The 11737-nt window shown below is 74.7% G+C and carries 7 protein-coding genes and 1 pseudogene; 6 read left to right on the forward strand and 2 right to left on the reverse strand.

What is annotated here, in order from left to right; genetic code table 11:
- Positions 1 to 198 precede the first annotated feature (198 nt).
- The 3 genes and pseudogenes from AB0G08_RS03640 to AB0G08_RS03650 form a co-directional block, all read left to right on the forward strand.
- Complete coding sequence (locus tag AB0G08_RS03640; protein WP_358082554.1) at positions 199 to 1731, forward strand: acyl-CoA carboxylase subunit beta; 1533 nt, start codon at positions 199 to 201, stop codon at positions 1729 to 1731.
- A 104-nt stretch (positions 1732 to 1835) separates the two neighbouring features.
- Positions 1836 to 2990: an acyl-CoA dehydrogenase family protein gene (locus tag AB0G08_RS03645; protein WP_357866686.1), complete on the forward strand. Its 1155-nt coding sequence runs from the start codon at positions 1836 to 1838 to the stop codon at positions 2988 to 2990.
- Between the two features lie 192 nt (positions 2991 to 3182).
- Positions 3183 to 5801 (forward strand): annotated as a pseudogene (locus AB0G08_RS03650) (helix-turn-helix domain-containing protein); the annotation flags it as partial.
- Positions 5802 to 6076: 275 nt separating this feature from the next.
- Here AB0G08_RS03650 and AB0G08_RS03655 read toward each other — a convergent pair.
- A complete protein-coding gene (locus AB0G08_RS03655) occupies positions 6077 to 6586 on the reverse strand; it encodes a MarR family transcriptional regulator (RefSeq protein WP_358082557.1) in 510 nt (169 codons plus the stop codon).
- A gap of 104 nt (positions 6587 to 6690) precedes the next feature.
- On the opposite strand from AB0G08_RS03655, the gene AB0G08_RS03660 reads away from it, so the two are divergent.
- Positions 6691 to 7272 (forward strand): YceI family protein, encoded by a 582-nt coding sequence (locus tag AB0G08_RS03660; RefSeq protein ID WP_357866681.1) that lies wholly within the window; start codon positions 6691 to 6693, stop codon positions 7270 to 7272.
- A 307-nt stretch (positions 7273 to 7579) separates the two neighbouring features.
- The gene (locus AB0G08_RS03665) at positions 7580 to 9058 is read left to right on the forward strand and encodes a glutamate--cysteine ligase (RefSeq protein WP_358082560.1); all 1479 of its coding nucleotides are present in this window, start codon (positions 7580 to 7582) and stop codon (positions 9056 to 9058) included.
- Positions 9059 to 9269: 211 nt separating this feature from the next.
- On the opposite strand, the gene AB0G08_RS03670 is transcribed toward AB0G08_RS03665, so the two are convergent.
- Positions 9270 to 10664: a hypothetical protein gene (locus AB0G08_RS03670; RefSeq protein ID WP_358082563.1), complete on the reverse strand. Its 1395-nt coding sequence runs from the start codon at positions 10662 to 10664 to the stop codon at positions 9270 to 9272.
- Positions 10665 to 10789: 125 nt separating this feature from the next.
- Here AB0G08_RS03670 and AB0G08_RS03675 point away from each other — a divergent pair, with 125 nt between their 5' ends.
- The gene (locus AB0G08_RS03675; RefSeq protein WP_358082565.1) at positions 10790 to 11461 is read left to right on the forward strand and encodes a PASTA domain-containing protein; all 672 of its coding nucleotides are present in this window, start codon (positions 10790 to 10792) and stop codon (positions 11459 to 11461) included.
- The last annotated feature ends 276 nt before the right edge of the window (positions 11462 to 11737 follow it).

The raw sequence follows: 11737 nt of genomic DNA on the forward strand, positions 1-11737 counted from the left end.
GGATCTCCGGTTCCCGGCCCTGCCTCCCTGCCCTGCGGGGAGGCAGGGCCGGGGCAGGGGTCGAGGCGCGCCGGGACCGTGTCGGGAAGGGCGCGGGTGGTGGCTCGCCGGAGGGCGGGAAGATGCGCTAGCCTAACGATCGTTCAGGTCAGTCGGTCCGCCCGCGAGGCGACCGGCTCAGGTGGCGAGGGAGTCGGCGTGACGCTCGACGGTGAGGCACTGGAGCAGCTGCGCAAGCGGGCCCGGGCCGGCGGTGCGGACAAGTACCACGCGGCGAACGCCGCCAAGGGCAAGCTCTTCGCCCGGGAGCGGGTCGCGCTCCTGGTGGACGAGGGCTCCTTCGTCGAGGACGGCCTCTACGCCAACGCGATGGCCGAAGGGCTCCCGGCCGACGGCGTGGTCACCGGCACGGCCACCATCGACGGCCGTCCGGTCTGCCTGATGGCGAACGACTCCACGGTCAAGGCCGGCAGCTGGGGCGCCCGCACCGTCGAGAAGATCATCCGGATCATCGAGCGGGCCTACTCGACCAGCGTGCCGATGGTCTACCTGGTCGACTCGGCCGGCGCCCGGATCACCGACCAGGTCGACCTCTTCCCCGGCCGCCGGGGCGCCGGCAAGATCTTCTGGAACCAGGTCCGCGCCTCCGGCTCGATCCCGCAGGTCTGCGCGCTGTTCGGCCCGAGCGCGGCCGGCGGGGCGTACATCCCGGCGTTCTGCGACGTGGTCGCCATGGTGGACGGCAACGCCAGCATGTACCTCGGCTCCGACCGGATGGTCGAGATGGTCACCGGCGAGAAGACCACGCTGGAGGCGATGGGCGGCGCCAAGGTGCACTGCGCCGAGTCGGGCGTCGGGCACTTCCTCTGCAAGACCGAGGCCGACGCGCTCGACGTGGTGCGGCGCTACCTGTCCTACCTGCCGGCGAACTGGACGCAGCAGCCGCCGGCCGCGCCCGCCGTCGAGGCGCCCGAGAAGGCCGACCTGGCCGCGCTGGTGCCAGCGAGCGAGCGCCAGGCGTTCGACATGCGGCGGTACGTCAAGGGCCTGCTCGACGACGGCTCCTTCTTCGAGATCCAGGCGCTCTGGGCCAAGGAGCTGACCATCGGCTTCGGCCGGCTCAACGGCGAGGTCGTCGGCGTGGTCGGCAACAACTCGATGTTCAAGGGCGGCGTGCTCTTCGTCGACTCGGCCGACAAGGCGACCCGCTTCGTGCAGCTCTGCGACGCGTTCAACGTGCCGCTGCTGTTCCTCTCCGACGTACCCGGGTTCATGGTCGGCAGCGCGGTGGAGAAGCAGGGCATCATCCGGCACGGCGCCAAGATGATCACCGCGATCTCCGAGGCGACCGTACCCAAGATCTGCGTGGTGGTCCGCAAGGCGTACGGCGCCGGCCTCTACGCGATGGCCGGCCCGGGCTTCGAGCCGGACGCCACGATCGCGCTGCCCACCGCCAAGATCGCGGTGATGGGCGCCGAGGCGGCGGTCAACGCGGTCTACGCGAACAAGATCGCGGCCATCGAGGACGAGGCCGAGCGGGCCGCGTTCGTCGCCGCGAAGCGCGAGGAGTACGAGCGCGACATCGACGTGGTCCGGCTCGCCAGCGAGCTGGTGGTCGACGCGATCGTCGAGCCGCACGAGCTGCGCGTCGAGCTGGTCCGTCGGTTCGCCGCCGCCCGCACCAAGGAGCGGCACTTCTCCCGGCGCCGGCACGGCGTCACCCCGGTCTGATCCCGCCGCCGGCCCCACCCGGCCGGCACGGGCCCGCACCGCGCACCAGCGACCCGTCCTCCGGCGTCACGAGCGCCCGGCGGCCATCCACACAGGAGGATTCCATGGACTTCCGGCTCACCGAGGAGCAAGAGGCGCTGCGGGAGAGCGTGCGGGAATTCGCGCGCGAGGTGGTCGCCCCGGTCATCGCCGAGCACTACGAGAAGCACACCTTCCCGTACGAGGTGATCCGGCAGATGGGCAAGATGGGCCTGTTCGGCCTGCCCTTCGCCGAGGAGCACGGCGGCATGGGCGGCGACTACTTCGCGCTCTGCCTCGCGCTGGAGGAGCTGGCCCGGGTCGATTCGAGCGTCGCCATCACCCTGGAGGCGGCGGTCTCGCTGGGCGCGATGCCGATCTACCGCTTCGGCACCGAGGAGCAGAAGGCGCAGTGGCTGCCGAAGCTGCTCAGCGGCGAGGCGCTGGCCGGCTTCGGGCTGACGGAGCCGGGCACCGGTTCGGACGCCGGCGGCACCCAGACCCGCGCGGTGCTCGACGAGTCCACGGACGAGTGGGTGATCAACGGTTCCAAGGCGTTCATCACCAACTCGGGCACCGACATCACGGCGCTGGTCACCGTCACCGCGGTCACCGGCACCCGCCCGGACGGCGCCAAGGAGCTGTCCACCATCATCGTCCCCTCGGGCACGCCGGGCTTCACCGTCGCGCCGGGCTACTCCAAGGTCGGCTGGAACGCCTCGGACACCCACGAGCTGACCTTCGACGACTGCCGGGTGCCGGCGGCGAACCTGCTCGGCGAGCGCGGCCGGGGCTTCGCCCAGTTCCTGCGCATCCTCGACGAGGGGCGGATCGCCATCGCCGCCCTGGCCGTCGGCCTCGCCCAGGGCTGCGTCGACGAGTCGATCAGGTACGCGAAGGAGCGCCAGGCGTTCGGCCAGCCGATCGGCAACTACCAGGCGATCCAGTTCAAGATCGCCGACATGGAGATGAAGGCGCACACCGCCCGGCTGGCCTACTACGACGCCGCGGCGCGGATGCTCGCCGGTGAGCCGTTCAAGCGGCAGGCCGCCATCGCCAAGCTGCACGCCAGCACCATCGCGGTGGACAACGCCCGCGAGGCCACCCAGATCCACGGCGGCTACGGCTTCATGAACGAGTACCCGGTGGCCCGGTTCTGGCGCGACTCCAAGATCCTGGAGATCGGCGAGGGCACGTCCGAGGTGCAGCGCATGATCATTGCCCGCGACCTGGGCATGTGACGGCGACGGGCCCGCTGGCGTGGGGGCAGCCGCCTCCCGCGCCGCCGGGCCCGCTCGGTGCCACCGGCCCGCTCGGCGTCTGCCGGGCCGTGCCGCCGTCCGTCCGGTCCGCTGTCGGATATCCGCACCGATGCGTCGGCAGGGCGACGCTCGTCTGCCGACGGTCGTACCCCGGCCGTACCCTTCCTGCCCATGACTCCGAGTCATGATCGTTCGCCGCAACCGGGCGGTCGTACCGGGTTGCCGCAGCTGTTGCGCGGGCACCGCCTCGCCGCCGGCCTGACCCAGGCCGAGCTGGCGGGCCGGGCCGGTGTCGGCGTCCGGACCGTCCGCGACCTGGAACGGGGCCGCTCGTCCCGGCCGCAGCGCACCACCGTCGAGCTGCTCGCCGGCGCGCTGGAGCTGGCCGGGGCCGCCCGGTCGGCGTTCCTGGCCGCCGCCCGGGGGCAGGTCCCGGCCGCCCCGCCGGTCACCGCCGGAAGCGTCCCGCCGGCCCGCGTCGACCCCGACCACCACGCCGGTACGCCGGCAGCGCTCCCGCCCCCGGTCGCGCTGATCGGCCGGGACCGCGACCTGGCCGAGCTGGTCGGGCTGCTCACCGACGGGCGCGGGCCCCGGCTGGTCAGCCTGGTCGGGCTGGCCGGTGTGGGGAAGACCGCGCTGGCCCTGTCGGTGGCCCACGCGGTCGCCGGCGACCATCCGGGCGGGGCGGCCGGCGTGCTCATCGGCGAGGGCTCGGACGCCGCCGACGTGCTCTCCGCCTCGGTCGCCGTCTTCGGCGTCGCCCGGCTGACCGAGCTGACCGTCCGCCTCGACGGCCGGCCGGCGCTGCTGCTCGTGGACGCGGCCGAGCGGGCCCCCGACGCGGTCGCCGAGACGGTGCACCGGCTCGCCGGGGCGGTGCCGTCGCTGCGGGTGCTGGTCACCGGCCGGCACCCGGTCGGCCTGCCCGGGGAGCGGGTGTGGCCGGTCGCCCCGCTCGACGTACCGCCGCCGGGCAGCGAGCGGGCGGGCCCAGTGGCGCTGGCCGGCTACCCCGCCGTGGCCCTCTTCACCGCCCGGCTCGCGCAGGTCCGCCGGGAGCCGCCCGGTCCCACCGAGCTGCCCGCCCTCGCCGCCCTGGTACGCCGCCTGGGCGGGCTCCCGCTCGCCATCGAGCTGATGGCGGCCCGGGGCCGGATCCTCGATCTCAACGAGCTGCTCGACCGGTACGGCGACCGCGTCCTCGACCTCGCCACCTCGGCGGGGGCGGCGGAGCGGCCGGGCTGGGACACGACCGAGCCGGGTCGCCCGGAGAGCCCGCGGGCGGCGGTGGCGGAGACCCTGCGGGACGCGGTGGCCATCAGCTACCGCCTCCTCGCCCCGGACGAGCGGGCCGCGTTGCGTCGGCTCGCCGCGTTCGGCAACCGCTGGTCGGTGGAGCTGGCCGAGGAGATGCTCGCCGATCCCGCCGACCGGGACGGGGCGGTGGCCGTGGACCCGGTGCCGCTGCTCGACCGGCTCGTCGAACTCGGTCTGCTGAGCGTCCGGGGCGCGGGGCCGTTCCGGTTCCGCCTGCTCGACGCCGTGCGGGACTTCGCCACGGAGCAGGCGACCGGGGCCGGGGAGCTGACCGCGATCCGGCGCCGGCACGCGCAGGTCGTCGCCCGGCTGGTGGCGCGGACCGCACCGGAGCTGGTCGGCGCCAACCTGCCGGCGGCGGTGCACCGGCTGGACGAGGTGACCGGCGACATCAGCTCCGCCCTGGCGCACGCCGCCGCCGACGATCCGCTGACCGCGTTGCGGTTGGCGGCGGCGCTGTCGCGGTGGTGGCGGTTCCGGGGGCGGGACGTCCCGGGCCGGCAGTGGCTCCGGCGTCTGCTGGCGGATCCGCGTACCGCTGACGTCGACCCGGTGCTGCGGGCGTGGGCGTCCCTCGGGGTGGCCCGGCTCGCCGCCGAACACGGCGCCGGGGCCGAGGAGCTGCCGGCGGCGCGGGGGGCGCTGGCCGCGTTCCGGGACGCCGGCGACGTCACCGGAGAGTTGGAGGCGCGGACGGTGCTCTGCGCGCTGCTGATCGCCCTCGGCGAGTACGACGAGGCGCGGACGCAGGCCGAGACGGTGCTCGCGCTGGCCGTCCGGCACGGGCGGGTCCGGGACATGGCGGTGGCGCAGAACAACCTCGCCTGGCACCACATCCGGGTCGGCGATCTGGCGGCCGCCCGGCGCCGGCTGGCCGCGGTCGACCGGCTCGCCGCGCAGGGCGGGGAACAGCGGCTGCGGGTGCTCGCGCGGGCCAACCTCGCCGAGGTGTGCCGCCTTGAGGGCCGGTACGCCGACGCCGTCGAGGCGGGCCGGCGGGTGGTGGCGGCGCTGGCGGACCTGGGCGACCCCGGCCACCGTCGCCGGGTGCTCGGCACGGTGGGGCTGGCGCTGGCCCGGGACGGCCGGTCCGCCGAGGCGGCCGGGGTGCTGGCCGAGCTGCGCCCGCCCCCGGGGCTGCCGCCGGCGCCGCGCCTCGGGGAGGTCTGGTCGCCCGGGCGCCTCGCCGGTGCCACGACGCCCGGGGTGCGCCCCGAGGACGGGATCTGCGCGCTGATCGAGGGGAACCTGGCTCTGCACCGGGGCGATCGTGAGCTGGCGGCGGAGTGGTTCGCGGCCGCGGCGGAGGCGGGCGTCGACGGCCAGGACCGGCGTGACGTGGTCGAGGCGCTGGTGGGACTGGCCGCCAGCTCGGGCGACCCCGACGTGGTGGACCACCTCGACCGGGCCTGCCGGCAGAGTGGTGTCCGGTTGTTGCCGCACGAGGAGGAGCTGTTGCGCGCGTCGACCGCGGGCCGGAGCGGGTGGTTCGGGAGAGTCGGCCACGGCGGTGTCGGCCGTGGCGTGGCGGGCGCCCCAGAGCGAACCGGGGGTGACGCGGACGACGAAGCCCCTCTTGCTACCCCTCGCTCGTCGCCCGCGCCGTTACCCCCCGGTGCGTCCCCACTGCCCGAAGACTAGTCACCGCCCGCACGCGGCTCCGTCCGGTTTGGTCGCCTATCGTCCCGTGGGTGCGGCAGTTCTGCCGCTCTTTCTGCCGGTGCCGCGGGGCCCGGTCGACGGGGTCAGGACGGCGTGGCCGTCTCGTCCCAGTCGGCGGCCGATCCGGTGCTTCCTGCGGTGGCGCCGGGGTGCACCGCGTCCCGGACCCGGCGCAGCCCGTCGAGCAGGGCCGTCAGCGCCTCCGGGTCGAGCTGGCCGGTGAACCACTGCTCGATGATCCGCAGATGCCCGGGCAGGGTCTCGTCGAGCCGTTGCAGGCCGGAGGCCGTGACCACGGCGAACGAGCTGCGCCGGTCGGAGGGGCACGCGCGGCGGGCGAGCAGCCCGTCGCGTTCCATGCGGTCCACCACGCGGGTGACACCGCTCGTCGAGAGCGAGGTCTGCGCGGCCAGGTCGGTCATCCGCAACTGGTTGCCGGGTGAGCGGGCGAGTCGGGTCAGCACCTCGAACTCGACCGGTGAGAGGCCGTGCTCCTCGAACTGGGCGGCGAACCGGGCCGAGAGCCCGGCGTGCGCCTCGACGAGCAGGCCGACGGCGGTGATCCGGGGGTCGTCGAACACGTTCTGGTCCACGCGCCCATCGTAGCAGTCCTTGACAGGAGGAATATTGTTGTGCCTATAGTTGCTGCGGCAGACGTTGGGCAACTAAACAAATTTCCCCACGGAGGGCAGTTTCCATGACCAGCAGCACCGCACCGGTCACCCGCGACTGGGACGGCCTCACGATCCCGACCGCCGGCACCTACCTGCTGGACGCGGCACACAAGCGCGTGGGCTTCGTCGCCCGGCACATGATGGTCAGCAAGGTACGCGGTGAGTTCGCCGACGCGAGCGCGACCATCACCGTCGCCGAGGACCCGATGCAGTCCTCGGTCAGCGCCACCATTCAGGCGGCCACCATCAACACCAACCAGGCCGACCGGGACGCGCACCTGCGCAGCCCCGAGTTCCTCGACGTCGAGAGCTTCCCGACCCTGGAGTTCCGCAGCACCGCCGTGAAGTCCCGCGACGGCAACGAGTTCGTCCTCTCCGGCGAGCTGACCATCAAGGGCGTCACCCGCCCGGTCGACCTGGAGGTCGAGTTCGAGGGCGTCGGCCGCAGCCCGTTCGGGCAGGACATCTTCGGCTTCTCCGCCTCCACCGAGATCGACCGCGAGGACTTCGGCCTGACCTGGAACGTCGCCCTGGAGACCGGGGGCGTGCTGGTCGGCAAGAAGATCAAGATCGAGATCGAGGGCGAGGCCGTCCGCCAGGCCTGATCCGCCGCACCGCTTCCGGGCCCGCGCCGCGTCACGGTGCGGGCCCCACGCGTGTACGCAGGGCGAGACCGCGCCGCCCCGGTGCGATTTGTCACGACTTATTCCCGGCCCGGTCCGGTGCCGGGCGACCCGCGCTGGGTAGAGATGCCGCCGGGAGCGCGTTCGTCGGCCGGAGCACGGTCGTCCCGGCCGTGGGATCGCCGGGACCTCCTCTGGTCCCGACGATGCCGACGCTCCTAACGTGGAGGGTTCACCACGCGCTTACCGGGCCGGCACGGTCCGACTGCGCCTCGCGCCGGGAGGAAACATGGGCAGGGACGTCGAGCAGGGCGCCTTCTCCCGGGATGACCGGGTCCGCTACCGACAGAAGGTCCGGCGGTGCCTGGACGTCTTCGCCCTGATGCTGGACGACTTCGGCTTCGACGCCGACCGGCCCATGACCGGGCTGGAGATCGAGCTGAACCTCGTCGACTCGGCGGCCGAGCCGGCGATGCGCAACGACCAGATCCTCGCCGACATCTCCGATCCGCTCTTCCAGACCGAGCTGGGCCAGTTCAACCTGGAGCTGAACGCGCCGCCCCGGCTGATCGAGGGCAACGGGTTCGCCGACTACGAGCAGGACCTGCGCGGCAGCCTCTCCCGCGCCGACGAGCGGGCCGCCAAGTCGGACGCGAAGATCGTCCTGGTCGGCATCCTGCCCACGCTCACCGAGCGCCACCTGGTCGAGGACAACCTCTCCACCAACGAGCGGTACCGGGTGCTCAACGACCAGATCGTCGGCGCCCGGGGCGAGGACATCGAGCTCGACATCCGGGGCGTCGAGCGCCTCCAGACCCACACCGACTCGATCGCCCCCGAGGCCGCCTGCACCAGCCTCCAGTTCCACCTCCAGGTCGCCCCGGACAGCTTCGCCGACTACTGGAACGCCTCCCAGGCCATCGCGGGGGTGCAGGTGGCCGTCGGGGCCAACTCGCCCTTCCTCTACGGGCGGCAGCTCTGGGCGGAGACCCGCATCGCCCTGTTCGAGCAGGCCACCGACACCCGGCCGGACGAGCTGAAGGCGCAGGGCGTACGCCCCCGGGTCTGGTTCGGTGAACGCTGGATCACCTCGATCTTCGACCTCTTCGAGGAGAACGTCCGCTACTTCCCGCCGTTGCTGCCGATTTGCGAGGACGAGGACCCGGTCGAGGTCCTGCACGGCGGCGGCGTGCCGGAGCTGGGCGAGCTGCGCCTGCACAACGGCACCGTCTACCGGTGGAACCGGCCGGTCTACGACATCATGAACGGCCGCCCGCACCTGCGCGTCGAGAACCGGGTGCTGCCGGCCGGCCCGACCGTGGTCGACATGCTGGCCAACGCCGCCTTCTACTTCGGGTTGGCGCGAGGGCTGGCGGAGGCGGAACGGCCCATCTGGAGCCAGCTCACCTTCAGCTCCGCCGAGGAGAACTTCCACGCCGCCGCCCGGCGCGGCATGGACGCCGTCCTGCACTGGCCCCGCCTCGGCGAGGTGCCGGTGACCAAGCTGGTCCTGGACGTCCTGCTGCCCACGGCCGCCGCCGGGCTCGACCGGTTCGGGGTGGCCCCGGCCGAGCGCGACCGGCTGCTCGGCATCATCGAGCAACGCTGCCGCACGGGCCGCAACGGCGCGGTCTGGCAGACCGAGGCGGTCTGGTCGGCCGAGCGGCACCGCGGCATGGACCGGGACGCCGCCCTGCACCACATGGTGCAGCGCTACGCCGAGCTGCAACGCGGCAACGAGCCCGTGCACACCTGGCCCGTCGACTGACCCGGCCCCGGACGCTCCGCCCCGGAGCCGCTGCGGCCGGTCGATGGCGGAGCCGTCCGCCCGGGCGTTTCGTGGCGCCGTCCGCCCGGGCGCTCGGTGGTGGGAGCCGTCCGCACAGGCGCTCCGTCGCGGAGCCGTTGCGGCCCGGTCGACAGCGGAGCCGTCCCGCCCGGACGCTCCGCCTTGGAGCCGTTCCGCACGCGGCCGGCGTTCAGCGTGTGCGGCGGCCGGAGCGGGGGCGCCGGCCGGTGGCCGGCGGCTCCGCCGGACCGTCGACGGCCGGCTCCCCGGTCGTGGCCGGCGCCGGCACGTCCTCGGCCGACGAAGCGGCCGGCTCCCCGGCCGGCGTGCCGGGCGTGGCCGCAGCCCCCGCAGCGACCGGCACCGGTTCGCGGTCGGCGGGAAGCGTCCCGCCGCCCGCCGCCACGGTGTCCCGCCCCGGCGCGGAGCCGACCGGCGGCGCGGGGGCGGTGCTGCCGCCGGGCGGCGTGGCGGCGTCGCTGCCGACCGGCGTCGTGGTGGTGTGGCTGTCGTCGTGCGTCGCCCGGGCGTCGCCGGTGCCGGTGCCGTCGGCCGGGTGGACCTGCCCGCCCGGAGCCGGTGCGCCCGGGTGGTCGACGGGCTCGCCGGTGCGCTGGCGGGGCACCCGCACCGGTCCCCGGGTCGCGGCCCGTCGGGCGGCCCGCTGCGCGAGGGCGGTGACCAGGACGGCGCCGCCGACCCCGATGATCACCGCGTACGGCGCGATCAGGTGCGCCGACACCTGCTCCGGGCTGATCGCGGTCAGCCTCGGCACCGCCAGGAAGTACGCGGTCGCGACGAGCAGCGGCCCGGCCGCACCGGAGGCGGCGGCCCCGACCCGGTGGTCGGGATTCCGGGCGTCCCGGCGGGCGGCGAGGACACCGATCACCAGCGCGGAACCGAGGGACAGCAGTGCCCCCGGCCAGTAGAAGTAGTCGCGGATCCAGTACCGCCCGTCGTCGGGGCCGAGTTGCCAGATGCCGAGCTGCGCACTGGTGAGGCCGCGCCCGGCCAGCACGCCGTCCACGACGGCGATCACGGCGAGCAGCCAGAGCCAGCCGACGGTGGCGATCACGTTGTTCGCGGCGGCCCGCGAGCGCAGCGCCCAGACCGCCGTCAGCACCCCGACCAGCACGCCGGCCGCCGCGTAGGCCGCCGCGACGTTCCGGGGCGAGCCGGTGTCCGCCACCGCCACCGCCTCCCGGGCCGGCACGGCCACCAGCAGCACGGTGATCAGCGCGCCGAACCCGGCGGCCACGGCGAGCGCGACGGAGCCGATAGTGCCGTTGGCCCGTTCGGCCGGCGCCGCGTCTTCGGCCGGAGCCGCGTCCGCGCGGTCGGCGTGTGGTGCCGGGGCGTGGTCGCGCAGCCGCTGGGCGCAGACCGCGCCGAAGACCGTCGAGGTGGCCGCGATCCAGGTGGCCCAGATCAGGCCCGCCACCCAGGCGGTCGCGCCGGCGGTCGCGTCGGCCGGCGCCCAGTTGATGATGCCCAGCCCGTAGCCGAAGCCCAGTTGGGCCGCGCCCGCGCCGGCAGCGACGCCGACCGCGGTCGCGATCGATCCTCCCCAGCCCCGTCTGGCCATGCCGGGGAGCGTAACGTCCCGTGGTCGGCGCGGCGAGTCGTGCGGTCCGCCCGGGGACGACAGGCGATGACGCCGGCGTCGCCGCGAGCGGGTACGGTCGCCGGTGATCGAGGCGGGGTGGGCGTATGACGGACGGGGACACGGGCGCGCGGGACGACGCCGGGCCGGACCGGTCGACGGTGCTGCTCAGGGGCGGGCTGGCCGTCGTGCTGCTCGCCGCCGTCGGCGCGACCGGCGGCTGGATCCTGGCCGGCGAGGACGATCCACCGGCCACACCGCCGGCAGCGGCGGAGGCCCTGCCCTCCACCGGCACCCCGGGTGCGGCCCGGTCGACCCCGGGCCGGTCCGTGCCGCCGGCTCCCCGGACGACCGCGCCGAGCCGCTCCGCCGGGCTGACGGTCCCGGCGCTCGTCGGCGAGGACTTCAAGGACGCCCGCGACGAGCTGCGCGAGAAGCGGCTGGGCTGGCGGCTCGTCTTCGGTAGCGGCACGGGGACGACGGTGGAGCGCACCTCCCCCGAGGTGGGTGCCGAGGTGCAGCCCGGGCGCACCGTGACGCTGTGGGTGAGCGGACCGGCGCCGGCCGCCACCGTGCCGGACGTGGTGGGCGACGACTGCGACGACGCGGCGGACGAGCTCGTCGACGAGGGCTTCTACCCGCAGTACCGGACGGGCAGGACCGGGACGGTCAGCCGTCAGGACCCGGCCGGCGACGGCGCGGGCCGGTGGAACGACCAGGTGTCGCTCTGGTGCGGCGCCGCGCCGGACGACGACGGGTCGGCCTCCCCGACGCCGTGACGGAGCGTCCGGCACGCTGATCCCGGCCGATGGCCCCCGGGACCGCTAGGTTGGCGGTCAGGGGCCCGCGACGCCCGCCCGGGCCGGGAGAGGACGTGCGATGAGCGAGCGTCAGCGAGCGAGTCATCGGCACAGTGCGGTGGTGCCTCAGGTCGGCGCGCAGCGGAGCGGAGTGCCGGCATGAGCGAGCGTCAGCGAGCGAGTCATCGGCACAGTGCGGTGGTGCCTCAGGTCGGCGCGCAGCGGAGCGGAGTGCCGGCATGAGCGAGCGTCAGC

The sequence above is a fragment of the Micromonospora sp. NPDC023644 genome, assembly GCF_040640115.1.
In the GTDB taxonomy this organism is placed as follows: Bacteria; Actinomycetota; Actinomycetes; order Mycobacteriales; family Micromonosporaceae; genus Micromonospora.